The 18,448-nt window shown below is 42.3% G+C and carries 24 protein-coding genes and 3 tRNA genes; 9 read left to right on the top strand and 18 right to left on the bottom strand.

Annotated features, from left to right (window positions below):
- Positions 1-51 precede the first annotated feature (51 nt).
- The gene (locus ACMXYX_RS08360) at positions 52-732 is read right to left on the bottom strand and encodes a DNA-binding protein (protein ID WP_415906813.1); all 681 of its coding nucleotides are present in this window, start codon (positions 730-732) and stop codon (positions 52-54) included.
- Between the two features lie 131 nt (positions 733-863).
- Between ACMXYX_RS08360 and gap the strand changes: the two genes are divergently transcribed.
- Positions 864-1,874, top strand: a complete 1,011-nt coding sequence (gap, locus tag ACMXYX_RS08355; protein ID WP_415898220.1) for a type I glyceraldehyde-3-phosphate dehydrogenase — start codon at positions 864-866, stop codon at positions 1,872-1,874.
- A gap of 75 nt (positions 1,875-1,949) precedes the next feature.
- Here gap and ACMXYX_RS08350 read toward each other — a convergent pair whose 3' ends face one another.
- The 7 genes from ACMXYX_RS08350 to ACMXYX_RS08320 form a co-directional block, all read right to left on the bottom strand.
- Positions 1,950-2,456, bottom strand: coding sequence for a hypothetical protein (locus tag ACMXYX_RS08350; RefSeq protein WP_415898221.1), 507 nt, complete (start codon positions 2,454-2,456; stop codon positions 1,950-1,952).
- A 433-nt stretch (positions 2,457-2,889) separates the two neighbouring features.
- Positions 2,890-2,976, bottom strand: a tRNA-Leu gene (locus ACMXYX_RS08345).
- A 5-nt stretch (positions 2,977-2,981) separates the two neighbouring features.
- A tRNA-Cys gene (locus ACMXYX_RS08340) sits at positions 2,982-3,055 on the bottom strand.
- 22 nt (positions 3,056-3,077) lie between these two features.
- Positions 3,078-3,152, bottom strand: a tRNA-Gly gene (locus ACMXYX_RS08335).
- 90 nt (positions 3,153-3,242) lie between these two features.
- Positions 3,243-3,791 carry a CDP-diacylglycerol--glycerol-3-phosphate 3-phosphatidyltransferase gene (pgsA, locus tag ACMXYX_RS08330; RefSeq protein ID WP_415884617.1) on the bottom strand — a complete coding sequence of 183 codons (549 nt, stop codon included), beginning with the start codon at positions 3,789-3,791 and terminating at the stop codon, positions 3,243-3,245.
- A gap of 7 nt (positions 3,792-3,798) precedes the next feature.
- Entirely contained in the window at positions 3,799-5,559 is a 1,761-nt protein-coding gene (gene uvrC / locus ACMXYX_RS08325; protein ID WP_415906812.1) for an excinuclease ABC subunit UvrC, read from the bottom strand.
- A gap of 84 nt (positions 5,560-5,643) precedes the next feature.
- Entirely contained in the window at positions 5,644-5,949 is a 306-nt protein-coding gene (locus ACMXYX_RS08320; RefSeq protein WP_415884615.1) for an excinuclease ABC subunit C, read from the bottom strand.
- 134 nt (positions 5,950-6,083) lie between these two features.
- On the opposite strand from ACMXYX_RS08320, the gene ACMXYX_RS08315 reads away from it, so the two are divergent.
- Positions 6,084-6,878 (top strand): DUF1853 family protein, encoded by a 795-nt coding sequence (locus ACMXYX_RS08315; RefSeq protein WP_415898223.1) that lies wholly within the window; start codon positions 6,084-6,086, stop codon positions 6,876-6,878.
- Positions 6,879-6,926: 48 nt separating this feature from the next.
- On the opposite strand, the gene ACMXYX_RS08310 is transcribed toward ACMXYX_RS08315, so the two are convergent.
- Together ACMXYX_RS08310 and ACMXYX_RS08305 are read right to left on the bottom strand one after the other, a co-directional pair.
- Positions 6,927-7,058, bottom strand: coding sequence for a hypothetical protein (locus ACMXYX_RS08310; protein ID WP_415884613.1), 132 nt, complete (start codon positions 7,056-7,058; stop codon positions 6,927-6,929).
- Between the two features lie 115 nt (positions 7,059-7,173).
- A complete protein-coding gene (locus ACMXYX_RS08305; protein ID WP_415898224.1) occupies positions 7,174-8,049 on the bottom strand; it encodes an NAD(P)-dependent oxidoreductase in 876 nt (291 codons plus the stop codon).
- Between the two features lie 137 nt (positions 8,050-8,186).
- Between ACMXYX_RS08305 and ACMXYX_RS08300 the strand changes: the two genes are divergently transcribed.
- Entirely contained in the window at positions 8,187-8,675 is a 489-nt protein-coding gene (locus ACMXYX_RS08300) for a TlpA disulfide reductase family protein (RefSeq protein WP_415884611.1), read from the top strand.
- 32 nt (positions 8,676-8,707) lie between these two features.
- Here ACMXYX_RS08300 and ACMXYX_RS08295 read toward each other — a convergent pair whose 3' ends face one another.
- The 3 genes from ACMXYX_RS08295 to ACMXYX_RS08285 all read right to left on the bottom strand — a co-directional run bounded on the left by ACMXYX_RS08295 (position 8,708) and on the right by ACMXYX_RS08285 (position 11,605).
- Positions 8,708-9,886: a pyridoxal-phosphate-dependent aminotransferase family protein gene (locus ACMXYX_RS08295; protein WP_415898225.1), complete on the bottom strand. Its 1,179-nt coding sequence runs from the start codon at positions 9,884-9,886 to the stop codon at positions 8,708-8,710.
- 45 nt (positions 9,887-9,931) lie between these two features.
- Positions 9,932-10,684: a 5'-methylthioadenosine/S-adenosylhomocysteine nucleosidase gene (gene mtnN / locus ACMXYX_RS08290; RefSeq protein WP_415884609.1), complete on the bottom strand. Its 753-nt coding sequence runs from the start codon at positions 10,682-10,684 to the stop codon at positions 9,932-9,934.
- Between the two features lie 168 nt (positions 10,685-10,852).
- Positions 10,853-11,605 (bottom strand): pseudouridine synthase, encoded by a 753-nt coding sequence (locus tag ACMXYX_RS08285; RefSeq protein ID WP_415898226.1) that lies wholly within the window; start codon positions 11,603-11,605, stop codon positions 10,853-10,855.
- 127 nt (positions 11,606-11,732) lie between these two features.
- Here ACMXYX_RS08285 and ACMXYX_RS08280 point away from each other — a divergent pair, with 127 nt between their 5' ends.
- The 6 genes from ACMXYX_RS08280 (at position 11,733) to ACMXYX_RS08255 (ending at position 14,631) form a co-directional block, all read left to right on the top strand.
- On the top strand, positions 11,733-12,413 hold the full coding sequence (locus tag ACMXYX_RS08280) for a Bax inhibitor-1/YccA family protein (RefSeq protein WP_415884607.1): 681 nt from the start codon (positions 11,733-11,735) through the stop codon (positions 12,411-12,413).
- A gap of 80 nt (positions 12,414-12,493) precedes the next feature.
- On the top strand, positions 12,494-12,886 hold the full coding sequence (gene tusD, locus ACMXYX_RS08275; protein ID WP_415884606.1) for a sulfurtransferase complex subunit TusD: 393 nt from the start codon (positions 12,494-12,496) through the stop codon (positions 12,884-12,886).
- 2 nt (positions 12,887-12,888) lie between these two features.
- Positions 12,889-13,254, top strand: coding sequence for a sulfurtransferase complex subunit TusC (tusC, locus tag ACMXYX_RS08270; RefSeq protein ID WP_415884605.1), 366 nt, complete (start codon positions 12,889-12,891; stop codon positions 13,252-13,254).
- Position 13,255: 1 nt separating this feature from the next.
- Positions 13,256-13,552: a sulfurtransferase complex subunit TusB gene (gene tusB, locus ACMXYX_RS08265; RefSeq protein ID WP_415896236.1), complete on the top strand. Its 297-nt coding sequence runs from the start codon at positions 13,256-13,258 to the stop codon at positions 13,550-13,552.
- 1 nt (position 13,553) lies between these two features.
- Positions 13,554-13,865, top strand: coding sequence for a TusE/DsrC/DsvC family sulfur relay protein (locus ACMXYX_RS08260; protein WP_415896237.1), 312 nt, complete (start codon positions 13,554-13,556; stop codon positions 13,863-13,865).
- 208 nt (positions 13,866-14,073) lie between these two features.
- Positions 14,074-14,631 (top strand): chemotaxis protein CheW, encoded by a 558-nt coding sequence (locus ACMXYX_RS08255; protein ID WP_415884602.1) that lies wholly within the window; start codon positions 14,074-14,076, stop codon positions 14,629-14,631.
- Positions 14,632-14,705: 74 nt separating this feature from the next.
- Here the strand turns inward: ACMXYX_RS08255 and ACMXYX_RS08250 are convergent, their stop codons facing one another.
- The 5 genes from ACMXYX_RS08250 to ACMXYX_RS08230 form a co-directional block, all read right to left on the bottom strand.
- Entirely contained in the window at positions 14,706-15,110 is a 405-nt protein-coding gene (locus ACMXYX_RS08250; RefSeq protein WP_415896238.1) for a secondary thiamine-phosphate synthase enzyme YjbQ, read from the bottom strand.
- 56 nt (positions 15,111-15,166) lie between these two features.
- On the bottom strand, positions 15,167-16,267 hold the full coding sequence (locus ACMXYX_RS08245; RefSeq protein ID WP_415896239.1) for a malate dehydrogenase: 1,101 nt from the start codon (positions 16,265-16,267) through the stop codon (positions 15,167-15,169).
- Positions 16,268-16,392: 125 nt separating this feature from the next.
- Entirely contained in the window at positions 16,393-17,292 is a 900-nt protein-coding gene (locus ACMXYX_RS08240) for a radical SAM protein (protein ID WP_415906811.1), read from the bottom strand.
- Complete coding sequence (locus ACMXYX_RS08235; RefSeq protein ID WP_415906810.1) at positions 17,270-18,070, bottom strand: TatD family hydrolase; 801 nt, start codon at positions 18,068-18,070, stop codon at positions 17,270-17,272. Before ACMXYX_RS08235 ends, ACMXYX_RS08240 begins: the two co-directional genes overlap by 23 nt.
- A gap of 26 nt (positions 18,071-18,096) precedes the next feature.
- Positions 18,097-18,447 (bottom strand): PilZ domain-containing protein, encoded by a 351-nt coding sequence (locus ACMXYX_RS08230; RefSeq protein WP_415884783.1) that lies wholly within the window; start codon positions 18,445-18,447, stop codon positions 18,097-18,099.
- Position 18,448: the final 1 nt, after the last annotated feature.

The following is an 18,448-nucleotide window of genomic DNA, read 5'->3' as shown; positions in this document are numbered from 1 at the left end:
TTAGTGAAGATTAACATCGTTAATAATATATAGCATCACTACTTTAGGATTTTAAGAACCCGATAGTAGTTGCTTTAATTTTATGACCTCTAGCTGCAACTCGGCCTTCTCGCTAGCAAGAGTATCAACAGCCCTATTCAGCCTTTTATTCTCTTCCTGAAGCGTACGATTCTCGACTTGGACCTCAATGTATTGATCAATATTAGAACTTCCCTCAGACATTATCTCTGCCTGCTTCAACTCCCTAGTTAGTCTAGATATCTCCGACTGACTCTCGATAAGCTGCGTTTCGCACTCCGCAATCTTCAGAAGACCCTCGCCCTTCTCATTAGAAAGCCTTTCATTATCTTGTAATAAGCGAAGACATTGCGCTCTTAGCTCCTTTAGCTCTCCATGATCAACAGAAGAAGCCTTAGATAACTGCCTCGATCTTTCAGCAAATTCGCTTTCTAAAGCACTTCTCTGCGCATCAAGCTCCTTATTCGCATAAGCAAGCGCCTGCAGCCAAAGCTTATGAGCACTATTAGCAACTGGTTCCGGAAGGTTCGGTGTTCGCCCGACCTCATCAAGCCGCAGCCCAAGCTCAGACCACCAAATGTTTAAGGCTTTGTTGATGGTTGTAATTGAACCTGTACCAATACGATCCCTGATATTTTGCTGCGTCGGCTTTACACCTTCACGCAAAAGCTTATCAGCAGCCTCTTTAACCAAATCTTGCGTATTGTGTTTCATATAATATTCAATATGTATTAAATAATACGTATTATTATAACCCTATATAACCTTCTTTCAATTTTTATATTGCCGTAAATGCCAGATGAGCTACGCTGAAAGTAACCCTAACTGCATGATAAGGAAGTACTATGAAGGCAAAAATAGCGATCAACGGTTATGGAAGAATAGGCAGAAACATCCTACGCGCCTTTTATGAATCTCACCTAGGTAAAAATTTGCAGATAATCGCCATCAACGATCTTTGCGACCCTCAGGTAAATGCACATCTAACTCAATATGACAGCATACACGGTCGTTTCAGATACGATGTTCTTGCCGAGAACGACTCCTTAATCGTCAATGGAGATACCATAAAGGTCTTCAGAGAAAAAGACATCAGCGCCCTACCCTGGGACCAACTTGATATAGATATTGTATTTGAATGCACAGGACTATTTACCGACAGAGCATCAGCATCTGAGCACATAAAGGCCGGCGCCAAAAAAGTCTTAATATCAGCACCATCCAAAAATGCAGATGCCTGCATCGTTTATGGCGTCAACCAAGACTCAATTCAGCCCAACCACACAATAATCTCTAATGCATCATGCACAACAAACTGCCTTGCACCGCTAGCAAAGATCATCAACCACCACTTCGGCATCGAATCAGGCTTAATGACAACCATACACGCCTACACCAACGACCAGCATTTAATGGATGCTTTTAGCGGCGACTTGTATAGAGCAAGATCAGCTGCCAGCTCCATGATTCCAACCAAGACTGGCGCTGCCACTGCTGTAGGACTCGTTTTACCCGAACTAGAAGGAAAGCTCTCAGGCATAGCTGTGCGAGTCCCAACTTCAAATGTATCTTTAGTAGACCTAAGCGCAACTCTAAAAAACCACTGCACAGCAAGCGAGCTAAACAACTTAATCCGAACAGAATCAAACCAAAGCTACAAAGGAATTGTTGCCTATAATGATAAGCCCCTCGTCTCTATTGATTTCAATCACCGTCCCGAATCTTGCATTTTCGACGCAACGCAAACCATGACCCATCAAAATACGATCAAAATTTTTGCCTGGTATGACAATGAATGGGGGTTTTCAAACAGAATGCTCGATACCGCCCAACTTATGCACAAAATCTCCAACTAAAAGCCCATAAACAACAAAGCCCCTCACACGGAGTGAAGGGCTTTATTTTTCCAGCTAATACAACTTAGTAGATTATTACTTGAGATAATTTATCTGAGAGAGATACAAATCCTGAGAGCTACAACCTTGAGGGTTGCTTATCTTAGCCTGCAACGCTGCTTTTATACTGTCAGGAACCTTACTCACCTCTGTAGCTGTAACAGCCTGATAATGCTCCTGAACTAGATAGGTTGGCGAATAACGCGATACCTGAATATAGGTTATCCCTCTCTCAGTAATTGATGCGTAACTAATTCTAGAAAAGCGGTTTTTATTGATATCACCAGCGATAAATCCACTATCACAAGCAACAGAAAGGCTCTTACCCGCCGCTGTTGATTCAAACACATCAGTAGGATCAGCCCCCGCCAACACAGCCTCTACTTTTTGGGCGTCACTCAGAGAGCTCTTCGAAGTATTGCTTGTTGCTACAGGTGAACTCGGTGATTGAGCAAGATAATCCATATCAAGCGCCTTGATTGCTTGATATCCAATCACCCCAGCTACAGCGAGTATAAATATGCCTTTTGGAAGATCTGTCATAATATCTCTGAACTCCCTTTCCTGCGCGTTGTTTATATCCCTCGACATCGTTTAATTATAGCAACGACTGCCTTATTGATTGCCCAATGCTCTTAAGCAAAAACAACAAACCTTATCTTTAACAAGGTTATTCACTTAACATCAGCAATAATAGACCCATATTTAAACAATTCAAGATAACTAAAGCCCATAATTGAGGAGACTATAACAATGATTTCAAACAGAACTAAAAAGACCATATAAATCACACAGATAGAATGCAGCCCTAGCAACATGAAAAATGAACAAGTTTAGGCAGCATGACGACATGACACTATGAAATAAGGTCAAAGTAAATGCCGACAGGTATGCAACAAGAGCGATAAAAACAGGAGAGACAGAACCTAGGGAATGTAAAAAGCAGAAAGAGGATCTAGAGATTTATTACCACAAGTGGTGCCCGGGACCGGACTCGAACCGGTACACTCTTGCGAGCGGGAGATTTTAAGTCTCCTGTGTCTACCAATTTCACCACCCGGGCAAGGATGGAGGCGCGGGTCGGAATCGAACCGGCGTACACGGAGTTGCAGTCCGCTGCATGACCACTCTGCCACCGCGCCTCAATATTGTTACTTTAGAATTTGGAGCGGGAAACGAGGTTCGAACTCGCGACCCCAACCTTGGCAAGGTTGTGCTCTACCACTGAGCTATTCCCGCTCTGCTGTAACAATGTGGTGCGTATTATAGAGAGCCCCGATTATAAGTCAACACATATTTTATAAAAAAATCTGCTTAATTATTAACCACTTACATCTGTTCAGATAAAGCAGGCCAAGAAGCTCTAAGGTACTGATACATAGACCATAAAGTTAAAGCTGCTGCTAGATACAGTGCAACAATCCCTGCTATCGATATTGTCGTGTAGGGCTCTGTAACAATCATGAGCATAATCGCCAACATCTGTAGTGCTGTTTTTACCTTCCCGATATAAGAGACAGCCACACTCGCTCTCTGTCCTACTTCAGCCATCCACTCACGTAGAGCTGATATCACAATCTCTCTACCGATAATTACGATCGCCGGAATTGTGATCCACCATGACGCATAGCTTTCAACTAATAGAGCCAGAGAAATAGCTACCATTAACTTATCCGCAACAGGATCCAAGAACGCGCCAAAGGGAGAGGTTTGATTCAACTTCCTCGCTAAATAACCATCTAACCAATCAGTAAAGCCAGCAACAGCAAATACCACACCTGTAGCAATAGGCGCCCAGCTATAAGGCAAATAGAAGATCAGCACAAAGACAGGAATTAAAACAATACGTAACGATGTAAGTATATTGGGTATATTCATCTGGCATTCAAATATCAGGATGGAGTGCCGCATAGATTTCTTCGGCAATTGTTTTGCTTATGGTAGAGACTTTTGCAATTTCTTCAACACTGGCGCGCTCTACTTCTTGGATTCCACCAAAATGTCTTAGCAATTCTCTTCTTCGTTTAGGCCCCACACCGGGAATATCCTCTAAAACTGAGCGTTTTCTAGCCTTACCTCTACGAGCACGGTGTCCTGTAATGGCAAATCGATGTGCTTCATCACGAATATGCTGAATTAGATGTAAAGCTGCAGAGCTACTCTCTAAAACAGTCTCTTCACCCGTATCTCCCGAAATAAGAACCTCAAATCCAGCCTTACGAGTTGGGCCCTTAGCCACACCAATAACTAAGACGCCGGATATACTTAGTTCGTCCAGCACTTCCATTGCTTGAGTGACCTGCCCCTTACCGCCATCTATTAACAGGATATCGGGTAATTTACCCTCTCCTTTCTTAAGACGCGTATAACGCCTGAGTAAAGCTTGATGCATTGCTGCATAGTCATCACCTGGAGTAATTCCTTCGATGTTAAAATGCCTGTAATCTGATTTAAGCGGCCCATTCCTATCGAACACTACACACGAGGCAACTGTTGCTTCACCTGAACTGTGACTAATATCAAAACACTCTAACCGTTGCGGAACCTCATCAAGATCCAAGAGACTTTGCAGCTCTAGATAACGGTTATTGATATTCTTTTTGTTGGCTAAATAACTACCTAACTGCTGCTCAGCATTGGTATTTGCTAGTTTCTGCCATGCTGCTCGCTCACCTCTAACCGTATGCGAAAGCACTACCTTTTTATTTGATAACTCTTCGATCGCTTGCTGCAAGCAATCTTTATCTTCAACCTCGCTTGGCAAAACAATATATGCCGGTATTTCGCGTTGCGAACCCAAATACCACTGCGCAACGAAAGCCGACACAATTTCACTAGAGGTTTCTTCTATAGATACCTTGGGATAGTGCGCCTTGCTTCCGATAATTCGTCCGCCACGGACAAACAGCATATGTATACAGACCCCGCCAGGCTGGACTGAACATCCAATAACATCAGCCTCTCCTTGCATTCCGATTACATACTGCTGCTCTTGCACTTTTTGCAGACTGATCAGCTGATCCCTATAAAGTGCAGCCTTTTCGAACTCAAGGTCAGCGGAGGCGCTTTCCATCTGACTAGCAATCTCATCCATAACCTTGTTGTTTTTACCATCTAAAAACATAGAGGCATGGCGAATATCATCTTGATAATCTTCTTTAGAGATAGCTTTTACGCAAGGCGCTGTGCATCTTTTGATTTGATACTGAAGGCAAGGGCGTGATCTATTTTTATAAAAACTATCATCGCACTGACGAATCTTAAATATCTTCTGAAGTAGATTAAGACTGTCGCGGACTGCCCCACCGCTTGGAAATGGGCCAAAGTATTTACCGCTTTTACGCTTTGCTCCTCGACTAAATCGTACTGCAGGATAATCGTCTTTATCTGAGATAAAGATATATGGGTACGACTTATCGTCACGGAGAAGGATATTATAGGGCGGCCGATGCTGCTTAATCAGGTTTTGCTCAAGCAATAACGCTTCAGTTTCACTATTAGTGATAGTAACCTGAACGTCAGCTATCTTCGCAACCAACGCACGAGTCTTTAAGCTGAGACCTGAAGAGCGGAAGTAACTAGAAACTCTGTTTTTAAGGTTTTTGGCTTTTCCAATGTACAGAAGTTCATTGTCTGCATCGTACATTTGATAGATTCCAGGCCTTTTTGTGAGTTGCTTCAAAAAGGCGCTAGCATCAAATGTTTCTGCTGGGGTATTTTCTGACACTGCTTACTGTTCTACCTTGGACAATAGCTTACGGTTATCCATGTATTCATGCGTAGCAATTCTATGAATTTCTTGCAGAGTCTCCATAGTCGACTCAGTAATACCGGCCCCACGAGAAAGCGATACCTCTAGGTAAACACCGATTTCTGCGTAGTAGCAAAGCTGAGCATCTGTACTTTGTGCTTTACGAAGTTTAGTTAATGAGATTTGTGCACCATTAACCAATATATTATTAATGTCTGATTCTGATAACAGAACATCACGGTTTTGTTCGCTTAAAGGGACGTTATTATCTGTTGATCTGGTCATCGTATACCCTTATTTATAATCCCATCGTGTTTGCAGCATACTTTAAGCATTTCAACAGTTGATGTAAAAAGGAAAGTCTTAGATTACGACGAATCGACTGCATATCAATTCACCCAAAGACAAGAGCGCTCAACATGGAGAATGATATTGACTGGGTTTTCAATAGCCCTTCTCTGATAAACACGCCGAAAAGCCTTACCTCTTTTCAAGACCTGCTAGAGAACGATAAACCAAAGTCAGTAGCGATTAATTACTCAACTTTCATAGCAAGAAATCTTGGCGGATATTATGAGAATATAGTTAACTTCATTCTTAAAAATGACAGATATCTAACTGATATTAAAAGAAATATAAAGATTTTTAAGGACAGGAGAACACTTGGCGAATTTGATTTTATTGGCCGCTCCCTGACCGGGGATTTCCATCTAGAATGCGCAATTAAATACTATTTAAGAGTAGGCTCAGGCACCAAACTTCACAATTTTATCGGTCCGGGAAAGAGGGACCGGTTAGATATTAAGTATGAGAGGATGATCGAACATCAACTCAAACTTTCTAAAACAACTCAGGGCATCCATGCATGCAAAAGTGAAGGCTTGTCCCCTTCCATATTTGTCATGTTGGTACAGGGGTATCTCTTTCATCCTTTTGCTGAGTTTGGCACTAGGACAGAATTTCATCCCGCAATCAATCCAAGTCACCTACAGGGCTGGTGGCTTAGACAGAACGCGCTTAGTCATATTAATGACTCAGACTTTTACACCATCATGATCAAGCCCCACTGGCTCATTGCGGATCAATCGAATCTTTTAGATTATGCAGATTTAAAGACGGAGCTATCAAAAGCTGACCGACCCATACTAGTGGCTAGACTTGATAAAACAGGAAAAGAATTAGATAGAGGGTTTGTTGTGCCGGACGATTGGTAGGAAAAATTAGCCGGGTTGCTCAATTGAGGTTCCCGGCAAAGCTACAACTTACTTGTCTGCAGCCGCTGCATCTTTAGCAATCATATTTTTGATTACTTTAACGCCAACAAATGTACCAATGATCATTGCTGCAACAATCGCAAGACTTGGAGCAACAGAGATTAGGTTATATTTATCCATAGAACTGTCCTAGATATTTTGTAGTAGTAATAAAGAAATATCGCGGGCAATTATATAGAGCCACCAGCCTGTGTCTATCCATCAATGGCCCATAAAAACCATTGATAAATTGCGGTTATTTCTTTCTGTCGCCCTCTAAACGTATGAGAAGGCTCGAGGTGTCGCAGCGCCCACCACCCATTTGTTGAACATCAGCATAAAATTGATCTACCAATGCAGTAACAGGCAGTCTTGCACCATTTTTTCGGGATTCATCTAGAACGATATTTAGATCTTTACGCATCCAATCAACAGCAAAACCAAAGTCAAATTCATTATCAATCATAGTTTGATGGCGATTAACCATCTGCCAAGATCCAGCAGCACCATGTTGAATTACATCGAAAACTTGTGCAGCATCCAAACCTGCAGCTTTGGCAAAGTGAACTCCTTCAGCTAAGCCTTGCACCAACCCAGCTATGCAAATCTGATTTACCATTTTCGCTAATTGCCCAGAGCCCGCCTCTCCAAGCAAACGCGTAGATTTTGCATAACAATCCATAACTGGCTCAACAATAGAAAAGTTAGCAGCATTACCGCCAACCATAATACTTAAAACGCCATTCTCCGCACCTGCCTGACCTCCTGATACAGGAGCATCGAAGAAGCCTACGCCTTGCTCTCCTGCCAGCTCCGACAGCTCTCGGGCAACTTCAGCAGATGCTGTAGTGTGATCCACCAAAATGGAACCCGCTTGCATTGTGCTTAACACACCCTGCTCGCCTGATGTCACAGCCCTTAAATCATCATCATTGCCAACACAGGTAAACACGATATCTGCCCCCTGAGCTGCCATTGCAGGCGTTAAAGCAAAACTGCCTTTATAGTCTTCAATCCATGCCTCTGATTTAGCAGTCGTGCGGTTATAAACCGTAACATCGTGACCTGCTTGCGCTAAATGCCCTGCCATCGGGTATCCCATGACACCCAAACCTATAAATGCAACTTTCATTCTTATTATCCCATCTAGATTGAACTGTTTTATTCTTTATAGGCTCAGAGTATAAAGGATGAAACAGCAAACACCATCTCGTACTTTTTAAATTGCTATTTTGCTATCATCCGCACTGTATCTATCGAGAGCAACGTATGTCCTTCTTAAAATCAGCACTTATTTCCATTTTCCTTTTTGCCACTTCTGCCACTGCTGTAGCACAAAGCGAACTCTATAAGTTGAGCTTTCAAAACACAGATCACGAAACGGTTTCTTTAGCGAATTACAAAGGAAAAGTCGTTCTACTTAATTTCTGGGCAACTTGGTGTCCGCCTTGCATCAAAGAGATGCCATCCATGCAGAGACTCCAGGAGCATTTTGCCGATCAAGACTTTGAGATTGTGGCGATCAATGCCGGTGAGGATTCTGTATCTGTTTCCAGTTTTTTAATGGAACTTGATACCGAATTAACGTTTACGATCTTACTTGATGAGAAAAATCGTTCTTTTAATGAATTTGGCATTAAAGGACTGCCGATGACATTATTGTTCGATAAAGAAGGAAAGCTGATTGATACAATTCTTGGCGGTAAAGAGTGGGACCACCCTGAATCAATTGCTTTAATTAGCCAGACATTAAAATAAGCCATGGACCGATGATCCATGGCTTAAATAACTTATTCAGCCAATACTGCAGCTGCTGCTTGAGCTGCAACACCAATTTTAATTGGTGCATCCATCTCAGCAAGTGTGTTTTCTAGAGCGTCTAGGCACAACATAATATTGCGCTGAGTACATGCAGTACCCATCAAACCGATACGCCATACTTTACCAGCCAAAGCACCAAGGCCCGCACCGATCTCTAGATTGTAATTTTTCAGTAGCGCTGTACGCACAGCAGCATCATCAACGCCATCAGGTATGATGACAGAGTTAAGCTGTGGCAGGCGACAATCTTCATCAACTAGGAAACCGATACCCATTGCTTCAAGACCCGCACGTAGTGCCAAATGCAGCTTCTGATGACGAGCCCAAGCATTTTCAAGGCCCTCTTCCTCAAGCATTACAAGAGATTCATGCAGCGCATATAGAGAGTTCACAGGCGCTGTATGGTGATAAGCACGCTTTCCGCCACCACCCCAGTATCCCATTACAAGGTTCGTATCTAAGAACCAGCTAGGAACAGAGCTTGTACGGTTTTGGATAGCCTCAACTGCTTTCTGGCTAAAACTCACTGGAGAGATACCAGGAGGACAAGAAAGGCACTTCTGTGTACCGGAGTAAATTGCATCAATACCCCAGCCATCAACGTCAACTTCTACACCGCCAAGGGACGTTACAGCATCAACAATAGTAAGAGCGCCGTTAGCCCGAGCTAATTCACAAAGTGCTTTTGCATCAGAACGGACACCCGTAGATGTTTCCGCATGGACAAAAGCCAAAGCTTTAACATTTTCATTGTCTGCAAACGCAGCTTTAACCTTTTCAAGATCCACAGGCTGACCCCATTCATCTTGAACAAGAATGCATTCGCCACCAAAACGCTCTACATTCTCTTTCATACGACCGCCAAAAACACCGTTTTGGCAAACGATCACCTTATCACCCGGCTCAACCAAGTTAACAAAGCACGCTTCCATTCCTGCTGACCCAGGCGCAGATACAGGCATTGTTAATTCGTTATCAGTTTTGAAAAGGTTTTTCAGCATCTCTTTGATTTCATCCATCATGCGGATAAATTCAGGATCAAGGTGACCGATTGTTGGGCGAGCCATCGCCGATAGAACTCGAGGGCTTACATCTGATGGTCCAGGGCCCATCAGGGTACGTACAGGTGGGTAAAAAGAGGTAGTCATTTAAGGCCCTTATAATTGCTACATGTTACAAAGGCCTTATTTGTATCAGTTGGAAGCCAACTCATCAATCATTGCGATGATCATTTCTGCAGAATGTTTAGCTGCAGTCACAAGAAATTGGTCGAATGACACGCCAGACTCTTTACCTGCGATGTCTGACAAAGCACGAATCACGATGAACGGCGTATTAAATTGATGACATGTTTGAGCAATTGCAGCAGCTTCCATTTCAACCGCTTTCATTTCAGGGAACAGCTTTCGTTTTCGTTCTACACGCTCAGGATCGTTCATAAACTGATCGCCTGTACAGATCAAACCACGTGTAGTAGTCATTCCGTCCATGCGCTCAATACAACGTTCAGCGACCTTTGCCAAAGTCGCGTCTGGAGTAAATGCTGCAGGCTGACGTGGCACTTGGCCATATTCGTAGCCAAATACCGTTAAATCCACATCGTGATGACGAACTTCAGAAGAAATAACGATATCACCAACATTGAGTTCTGGATCATAACCACCAGCAGAACCTGTATTGATAACACAATCAGGTTTAAATGCCTGAAGAAGAATAGTAGTTCCAATAGCCGCGTTGACTTTACCGATACCAGATTTAAGCAAAACAATATCGTGTCCATGTAACTTACCTGTAAAAAGTAAGTACCCAGCTATTTCATGGTCTTCTCTCTCTTCCAGTGCAGCTTTTAATAGCTCCACCTCTTCATCCATTGCACCGATAATACCGATACGAATGTTGCCGTTTTTCTGAGAAAGTAGCGCGGAAATGCTTTGTTCTTGGGTCATCAATGTTTACCGTCTAAAAAGGCCGTAATTACCATCTTAATAATGCGCGATTAGAGCATAGCTTTTATAAAAAACCTAGCCCCAATCCCCATGAATACTGGCTTATGGCCGATAAATTGTGCTCAAGCCTCAAAAAATAGATATTAATTGATTTAGTACAGGCTATTGCTAAGGCTCAGTTTTACCTATTGGGTACAATCCTGACCAACCAAAGCCGCTAAACAATTGATCACAATATTCATCGACTGGTGCAGTCAGTTTTAGAGCTTGTTCTGTTACAGGGTGAATAAACTCCAGCTCAGTCGCCATTAGCATCAAGCGCTGAAGATCGAATTCCTGCTTTAAAGCTTTGTTATGTTTATTGTCACCGTGTTTGGTATCACCCGCGATTGGATGAAAGATATGCTTCATATGACGACGGATTTGGTGCTTTCTTCCTGTTTCAGGCTTAACTTCCACCAGTGAATAGCGGGATTTTTCATACCGTCCTACTGGCATATCAATTTCAACAGTCGCTAAACGCTTATAATTTGAAACCGCTTCTTGGGGTTCTTTATCTTGATTTGCGTGCTTATCAGCTATTTTATCTAACTGCTCTTTCAGCGCGTAATCAATGACATCCTGTTCTAGAGTGTAGCCACGACACATACAGAGATAAGTTTTACTAATCTTTCTTTCTGCAAAGATTAGATTCATTTGTTGCGCTATCTCTTTGTTTTTACCAAATAAAATAACCCCAGAGGTTGGTCGATCTAAACGATGAATGGTGTAAGGACTACCACCATCGAAATAGCTTTTCAGCATGGATGCTAAATTAGGTGTACCACGAGGTGCGATCCAACTTGGGTGAACCAACAAACCAGAAGGCTTATTAACTGCAATTAAATGCTCGTCTTCAAAGAGAATATCAAGATCAGTCATAACAAAGGTCGTTTTAGTATGAGCGGGAGATTCTACCCCCCACTAAAACTATGTAAAGGGCTTGAAAAACCGACTAAAATACTTATATATAGAGAAACTTAATAGGGAAATCTTTTTCGAGGATATCATGCGTAACGTAAATACTTACGATGCTCGTTCCGAACAGTCCGTGCTGCAGACGAACAAAGTTATTCGTAACACATACATGCTACTAGCCATGACAATGGTTGTAAGCGCTATTTCTGCTGGCATCTCTATGATGCTTCAGATGCCGTTTTTTGTTTATATCGGCAGCTTCATTCTTAGTTTTGTAATGCTATTTATCTTAAACAAGAAACAAAATAGCGCTGCAGCTATTCCTTTGGTTTTCTTGTTCACTGGCATGATGGGCTTTGGCCTTGGGCCACTGATCAATAGCTATCTTGCAATGGCAAATGGCGGCCAGATCGTAACAACAGCACTAAGCATGACCGCCCTAACCTTTTTCGGCCTATCTGCTTACGTTCTAACAAGTAAGAAAGATTTTAGCTTCATGGGCGGCTTCTTGGCTGCTGGTATGATGGTTGCTCTGATTGCAATGGTTGCTTTGTTTGTACTGCCTTTATTTGGCGTACAGCTAGGCGCACTTCATTTAGCATTCTCTGCCCTTGTCGTGCTGCTAATGTGTGGCTTTATTCTTTACGACACTAGCAACATCGTTAACGGCACATACACTAACTACGTTATGGCGACTGTTAGCTTATACCTGAATATTTATAACCTATTTATCCACCTACTAAGCCTTGTTGGCTTCTTAAGCGACGACTAAGTAGTTCGTAAATATATAAAAAAGCCCCGCTTTCTTTGATAAGATTGCGGGGCTTTTTCGTTATAGGCTTTAGCAATCCAATGAAATTCTCAATAGTCATTCAGGCCTCACCCTCTAGCAGTCAATCGGCAGCGACAGCATTACGTTATGCTAAAACACTCTTGCAGCAAGGCCATGAGCTGTATCGAGTGTTCTTTTATGCCGATGGCGTTAATCTCGCTAATTCTCTAATCGCCCCACCACAGGACGAAACCCATTTACCTAGAGAGTGGCAAGCCTTGGCAACCAAATACGATCTAGACCTTGTTGTGTGTATTGCAGCAGCAATAAAGCGAGGCGTACTAGATGACAATGAAGCTAAACGCTATGAAAAACCGTGTGGAAACATTGCTAAAGGCTTTGAACTCTCAGGTCTTGGTCAGTTAGCAGAAGCTATTGCCGTTTCAGATCGCGTAGTTACATTTGGGGCTTGATGATGAGTGATAAAAAATCTGTATTAATCCTAAATCAACATGCACCTTACGGTACAAGTTTCGCACGCGAGGCATTAGATGTTGCTTTAACCTGTTCTATTTTCGAGATGCCCATCAGTTTGGCATTTTTAGGGGACGGTCTGTTCCAACTCCTTAAAAGCCACAACACTGAGCAAACAGGCCATAAAAATATTGAATCAATGCTTAGCGCACTGCCAATGTACGATATTGAACAGATATTTGTTTGTGCTGAAGATCTTGCAGCTAACACGCTCTCAGAAACTGATCTTGGTTTGCCTGTTCAAATAATCACTCAGAACGACTTAAGCAAACTACTTGAAAGCCACGATACTGTATTGACGTTCTAATATGATTTTACATCTATTAAATAAATCTCATAACAACACGCAACTTTTAAACAGAATGCTTGCGAGCGTTAAAGAAAAAGACACCGTTCTAGTAATTGAAGACGGCGTCTATGCCGCGCTATCTGCCAATGCATCTCTTTTCTCTGACTTACCTGAGAGCTGTAAACTCTTTGCATTAGAGCCTGATGTAAGCGCGCGAGGTATAACTGATAAGTTAAGCACACGCTTTACACTGGCAACAGATGAGCAGTTTGTAGAACTAAGCTGCAAAATGAACAAAGTTGTTAGCTGGTTTTAATATGACTATCGAGTTTGATGAAGAAGGTTATCTCAGAAACCTAGATGACTGGGATGAATCAGTTGCTAATTCTATAGCCGAAAATGAAGGGCTGAATTTAACCCAAGATCATTGGGAGATCATTCATATTATTCGTGACTTTTACGAACAATATCAGCTCTCTCCAGCTATGCGACCTCTAGTCAAAGCGGTTTCACTTAAGCTAGGTAAAGACAAAGGAAAAAGTATCTATCTGATGAAGCTTTTCCCTGGCAGCCCTGCGAAATTGATTGCAAAAATTTCCGGCTTACCTAAACCTGATAACTGTCTATAGCGGTTAAATAAATTTACTCCATCCAGCTGAAATAATTACTTTTTTTGATCTGTACGGTTTAAACCGTAGCATTGCTAGTCTATGCTGTAACAAAACACTATCTCCCTACTTTTATGCATTTTAAAGCTGTGGGATACTCGAAATATAAAAAAGCACTCTTTTTACCTTAAGAGTCCTTAGTTGTAGCAAACAGGATAGGTAGAACATTATGGGTCTAGAAGCAGCAGCTGAACACCTTAAATCGTTACAAGCTGAGCAAGCTTTGCACCAAGAAGCAAGTGATACTAAACGCAGCAATCAAGAAGAAGTCATCTATCACCAATGGGCAACCTTCAAGGTCGATAATGAGTTGTACGGCGTTGATGTAGTTCAGGTTAAAGAGGTACTTCGTTACAGCGAAATTACCCCAGTGCCTGGTTCAGACTATTTCATTCTGGGTATCATCAATCTGCGTGGTAATGTTGTAACTGTTATCGATACACGTCAGATGTTTGGCTTGAGCCCACACGAACCCGATGATGATACGCGCATTATCGTTGTTGAGTACAATGAGCAAGAAGTTGTTGGATTAGTGGTTGATAGCGTTGACGAAGTAATTAATCTTCCTCAGAACGATATCGATCGTGCGCCTAATGCTACTGGTGAAGAAACCACAAAACGTTTTGTTCAAGGCGTATGCTACTACAACAGCATTTTAATTATTCTGTTAGATCTCTTAAAGATGCTACAAAGCGTCACCCCAATGGAAACAACAGAAGAGTTCTAAGCCCGATAAAAATAAAAAAAGCTGCAAATGCAGCTTTTTTTGTGCCTTATATATTTAAAGCTTTTTAAGATAACCTAATCAATATGTACAGCAATTTGTCTGCAAGATGAGCAATGGCGATGCTCCCAACAATATACACCCTGCCAAGTACCCAAACATAACCGACCATTCAAGACCGGGATTGACAGAGAAGGACTCGTCAGAACACTCTTAATATGTGCCGGCATATCATCGGCCCCTTCTAACGTATGGGTATAAAGGGAATCTCGTTCGGGCACCAAACGGTTTAGCCAAGCCTCCAAGTCATGCTTAGCACTCGGATCTGCATTTTCCTGAATAATTAAACTAGCGCTAGTATGCTGTATGAGTAACGTACACAACCCTTCAGTTATACCGCTACCTTCAACCAATTGTTGCAACTCGCGCGTAAACTCAAATAGCCCTTGATGGCCTGTATTAACTGTAAGTAGCTTTACCATAAAAAAAATGCCCCTTCAGATGAAGAGGCACTTTAACAGATTAGTAATCGTTAAAACTACATTACCCTGTTTGTTGTCATGAACTTATCTTCAGCATCAGGACCTGCATTGTCAGCATACAGAGTTACGCCTGAGCGTAAGCAGATAGATAGATTCTGATGAGAAGCTTCAGTTTCTTTTGGTAGCAAGTGGTCAACGATCTGCTTTTCATCAAGCAATTCTTGCTCAGTCGCTGTTAAACGTTGACGGCTGAAATCGTTTACATCGATATCGTGAACGATTTGGTAACGACCGTAGTTACAGCGCACTGGGAATGAATAGAAGATACCTTTTGCGATACCGTAGCTTCCATCACTTAAGATACCCATACTGATGATTTCACCCGGCTCTGTACCAAGCACCCAATCACGCATCTGATCAACAATCGCTTGAGCTGCTGATGCTGCGCTCGACAGGCCACGCGCTTCGATAATCTCACCACCACGCTTTTGCACTTTAGGGATGAACTCATCTCGGTACCAAGAAGTGTCGATCTGGGACATAGCAGGCTTGCCTAGGATCGTTGCCTGGTGCAAATCTGGGTATTGAGTTGGAGAATGGTTACCCCAAATCATGATTCCGCCGATATCTCGTGTGGTAGCACCGCAATGGTTCGCTAAAATTCCTTTTGCACGGTTGTGATCCAAACGAGTTAAGCAGGTAAACTGAGACGGGCTTAAATCCGGCGCATTTCGGCTAGCGATAAGCGCATTAGTGTTTGCTGGGTTACCCGTAACAAGTACTTTTACATCACGGTTCGCAAAATCATTTAGCGCTTTACCCTGACGAGCAAAGATAGCGGCGTTTTCTTCAAGTAGATCGCTACGTTCCATGCCTGGACCACGTGGTTTAGCACCTACCAACAATGCATAGTGAGCATTTTTAAAACCATCTTCTACATTGTCATGCAGGGTGATGGTATGAAGAAGCGGGTATGCACAATCCATCAATTCCATTGCGACACCACGAAGTGCATCCATTGCTTGCGGTAGTTCAATCAGCTGTAGAATTACAGGCTGATCTTTACCCATCATTTCACCAGCAGCAATCTTAAACAGCAAACTGTAGCTAATAGCACCTGCGGCACCGGTTACGGCTACTCGAACTGGACGTCTCATTGCTTTTTACCCCTAAATATTGGCAATAAAATCATTTAATACCAAAGTATATAAGTTGTAAGCAATTATGTAAGTACTTCTCTAGTACTCAATATGAACTCTTTCAATAAACCGAAGAAGTATTTTTATAGACCACGACTAGATTCCGAGCGTAGGAATACACTACTTTCAGAATTTAATGCACCATCAATCATTGTAAGTAGCTTTTCCTTATCACGACCTAAAACTCCTTTGAGCACTAGATAATTAGAGGCATGATCACTTCTAAAAATGGTTTTATCCAAATCAAGATGACTGATAAAGGTTTGCATCTCTTCGATCAACTGGCGTTGGTTACAGAACTTAAAATCATCACCGAACGACTGTACAAACTCAGCCTCACCTTGATGAAAAAATAGCACCAAGGTCGCTAAGTAATCCGGCTGAACCTCATTGACCAATCGCGCTGAATCAATCGCATGCTGGTGAGAGTATTTTGCTCCACCCATACCATTAATTATCATCACAGACGATTTGATACCGGCCGCTTTAATCTTTAGCAGAGCCTCCTTAGTCGATTCAAAAGTTTCACCCTTCTCTATTTTCTCAAGAATCTCATCATTACCGCTCTCAGCACCTACATACAGAAGCGACAAACCTAATTCACGTAACTCAGATAACTCTTCGACGGAGATATTTAAAAGATTACGAGGCAAGCAATAAGCTGATACACGAGAAACGCTTGGAAGGTACTCTTTAATGACTAGCAAGATCTCTTTCAAGCGCTTAAATGACAAAGCCATTGCGTCGCCATCAGCGAGAAACACCTTTCGAACAGCGCCTAGCGCGGCACTACAACGAATGACTTCTTCAGTGATATCAGCAATAGATTTAGGACGGAATTTTTTTTGTGGTGCACGATACATTTCACAGTACGTGCACTTGTTCCAACTACAACCATTCGTTACCTGCAGGATCAGTGAATGAGCTTCACTTGGCGGCCTAAAAACAGGTTCGATGTAATTAATTGGAGGATATTGAAACATTCTGATCCGCCTTATTAAAAAGTCGGTAGAAATTATCAGTAGTTTGCTGAGCAACTACATCAATGGAAACACCCTTAAGATCCGCGATACACTGAGCCACTTCAACCACATACTTAGGTTCATTTTTCTTACCTCGATGCGGTACCGGTGCTAGATAAGGCGCATCAGTCTCGATAAGGATTCGCTCTAGAGGGATCTCTTTAACAACATCACGCAACTCACTGGCATTGCGGAAAGTGGTGATGCCAGAGAATGAAATATAGTAGTTCATATCTAAGGCAGCTTTTGCCATCTCCAAGCTTTCTGTAAAACAGTGCAGCACTCCACCAGATTCTTGATTGCCATGCGCCTTAATCATATCCAGTGTATCTTGGCGCGCATCACGCGTATGAACAATAACAGGAAGCTTTAATTCGCCTGCAGAGACAAGATGAGTCTCAAAACTTTTCTGCTGAGCCTCTTTAGTATCTGTTTGATAGTAATAGTCCAGACCCGTTTCACCAATAGCGATAACTCTCGGCTGAGAGGCATGCTCAATTAGCTTCTGAACACTCACTTGCTCTTCAGCAGCGGATAAGGGATGAATCCCAACCGAAGCGAATACCTTTTCATACGGCTTAATAAGCTCATACATTGAAGGAAATTGCGACATTGCGATAGATACACAAAGCATCGCATCAACCTTACGGTCAAAGGCGGCCTGAAGCATATCAGAAAAATTATTATCGTACGGAGACAGGTCTAACCTGTCCAAATGACAGTGAGAATCGATGAACATAAATATTTAGATAGGAAGGATTTACACTACAGAGCGTTTGTTTTTTTCTCTGAGTTTAAAGTTCCTGCCAGATAGGTCTCTATTTTGTTAACTAGGGTAGTATCATCAGCGGAGAGTTGAATACCAATACCTGGTGTTCGACCACCTTGTGCGCCTTTTGGGGTAACCCAAATTACCTTCCCTGTAACCGGTATTTTGTCGCCTTCATCCATTAATTCAAGCAACATAAACACCTCTTCGCCTAGATGATAAGAGCGTAGAGTAGGAATAAATAATCCGCTATTAGTGATGTACGGTAAGTAAGCCTCGTATAGCTCTTCCTTTGTCTGAATATTCAAAGACAAAATGCCATGACTTAAACGTGGTACAGCAACCATA

Origin of the sequence: Neptuniibacter sp. QD72_48, from assembly GCF_047778065.1 — a bacterium.
In the GTDB taxonomy this organism is placed as follows: domain Bacteria; phylum Pseudomonadota; class Gammaproteobacteria; order Pseudomonadales; family Balneatricaceae; genus Neptuniibacter.
The sequence above is the reverse complement of the archived record's forward strand: the minus strand, read 5'-3'. Positions and strand labels throughout refer to the sequence as shown.

What these genes read in the sequence shown, in the direction of transcription:
- ACMXYX_RS08360 (WP_415906813.1), bottom strand. Translation starts at nt 732, where the DNA reads ATGAAACACAATACGCAAGATTTGGTTAAAGAGGCTGCTGATAAGCTT.
- gap (WP_415898220.1), top strand. Translation starts at nt 864, where the DNA reads ATGAAGGCAAAAATAGCGATCAACGGTTATGGAAGAATAGGCAGAAAC.
- ACMXYX_RS08350 (WP_415898221.1), bottom strand. Translation starts at nt 2,456, where the DNA reads ATGACAGATCTTCCAAAAGGCATATTTATACTCGCTGTAGCTGGGGTG.
- pgsA (WP_415884617.1), bottom strand. Translation starts at nt 3,791, where the DNA reads ATGAATATACCCAATATACTTACATCGTTACGTATTGTTTTAATTCCT.
- uvrC (WP_415906812.1), bottom strand. Translation starts at nt 5,559, where the DNA reads ATGTACGATGCAGACAATGAACTTCTGTACATTGGAAAAGCCAAAAAC.
- ACMXYX_RS08320 (WP_415884615.1), bottom strand. Translation starts at nt 5,949, where the DNA reads ATGACCAGATCAACAGATAATAACGTCCCTTTAAGCGAACAAAACCGT.
- ACMXYX_RS08315 (WP_415898223.1), top strand. Translation starts at nt 6,084, where the DNA reads ATGGAGAATGATATTGACTGGGTTTTCAATAGCCCTTCTCTGATAAAC.
- ACMXYX_RS08310 (WP_415884613.1), bottom strand. Translation starts at nt 7,058, where the DNA reads ATGGATAAATATAACCTAATCTCTGTTGCTCCAAGTCTTGCGATTGTT.
- ACMXYX_RS08305 (WP_415898224.1), bottom strand. Translation starts at nt 8,049, where the DNA reads ATGAAAGTTGCATTTATAGGTTTGGGTGTCATGGGATACCCGATGGCA.
- ACMXYX_RS08300 (WP_415884611.1), top strand. Translation starts at nt 8,187, where the DNA reads ATGTCCTTCTTAAAATCAGCACTTATTTCCATTTTCCTTTTTGCCACT.
- ACMXYX_RS08295 (WP_415898225.1), bottom strand. Translation starts at nt 9,886, where the DNA reads ATGACTACCTCTTTTTACCCACCTGTACGTACCCTGATGGGCCCTGGA.
- mtnN (WP_415884609.1), bottom strand. Translation starts at nt 10,684, where the DNA reads ATGACCCAAGAACAAAGCATTTCCGCGCTACTTTCTCAGAAAAACGGC.
- ACMXYX_RS08285 (WP_415898226.1), bottom strand. Translation starts at nt 11,605, where the DNA reads ATGACTGATCTTGATATTCTCTTTGAAGACGAGCATTTAATTGCAGTT.
- ACMXYX_RS08280 (WP_415884607.1), top strand. Translation starts at nt 11,733, where the DNA reads ATGCGTAACGTAAATACTTACGATGCTCGTTCCGAACAGTCCGTGCTG.
- tusD (WP_415884606.1), top strand. Translation starts at nt 12,494, where the DNA reads ATGAAATTCTCAATAGTCATTCAGGCCTCACCCTCTAGCAGTCAATCG.
- tusC (WP_415884605.1), top strand. Translation starts at nt 12,889, where the DNA reads ATGAGTGATAAAAAATCTGTATTAATCCTAAATCAACATGCACCTTAC.
- tusB (WP_415896236.1), top strand. Translation starts at nt 13,256, where the DNA reads ATGATTTTACATCTATTAAATAAATCTCATAACAACACGCAACTTTTA.
- ACMXYX_RS08260 (WP_415896237.1), top strand. Translation starts at nt 13,554, where the DNA reads ATGACTATCGAGTTTGATGAAGAAGGTTATCTCAGAAACCTAGATGAC.
- ACMXYX_RS08255 (WP_415884602.1), top strand. Translation starts at nt 14,074, where the DNA reads ATGGGTCTAGAAGCAGCAGCTGAACACCTTAAATCGTTACAAGCTGAG.
- ACMXYX_RS08250 (WP_415896238.1), bottom strand. Translation starts at nt 15,110, where the DNA reads ATGGTAAAGCTACTTACAGTTAATACAGGCCATCAAGGGCTATTTGAG.
- ACMXYX_RS08245 (WP_415896239.1), bottom strand. Translation starts at nt 16,267, where the DNA reads ATGAGACGTCCAGTTCGAGTAGCCGTAACCGGTGCCGCAGGTGCTATT.
- ACMXYX_RS08240 (WP_415906811.1), bottom strand. Translation starts at nt 17,292, where the DNA reads ATGTTTCAATATCCTCCAATTAATTACATCGAACCTGTTTTTAGGCCG.
- ACMXYX_RS08235 (WP_415906810.1), bottom strand. Translation starts at nt 18,070, where the DNA reads ATGTTCATCGATTCTCACTGTCATTTGGACAGGTTAGACCTGTCTCCG.
- ACMXYX_RS08230 (WP_415884783.1), bottom strand. Translation starts at nt 18,447, where the DNA reads ATGGTTGCTGTACCACGTTTAAGTCATGGCATTTTGTCTTTGAATATT.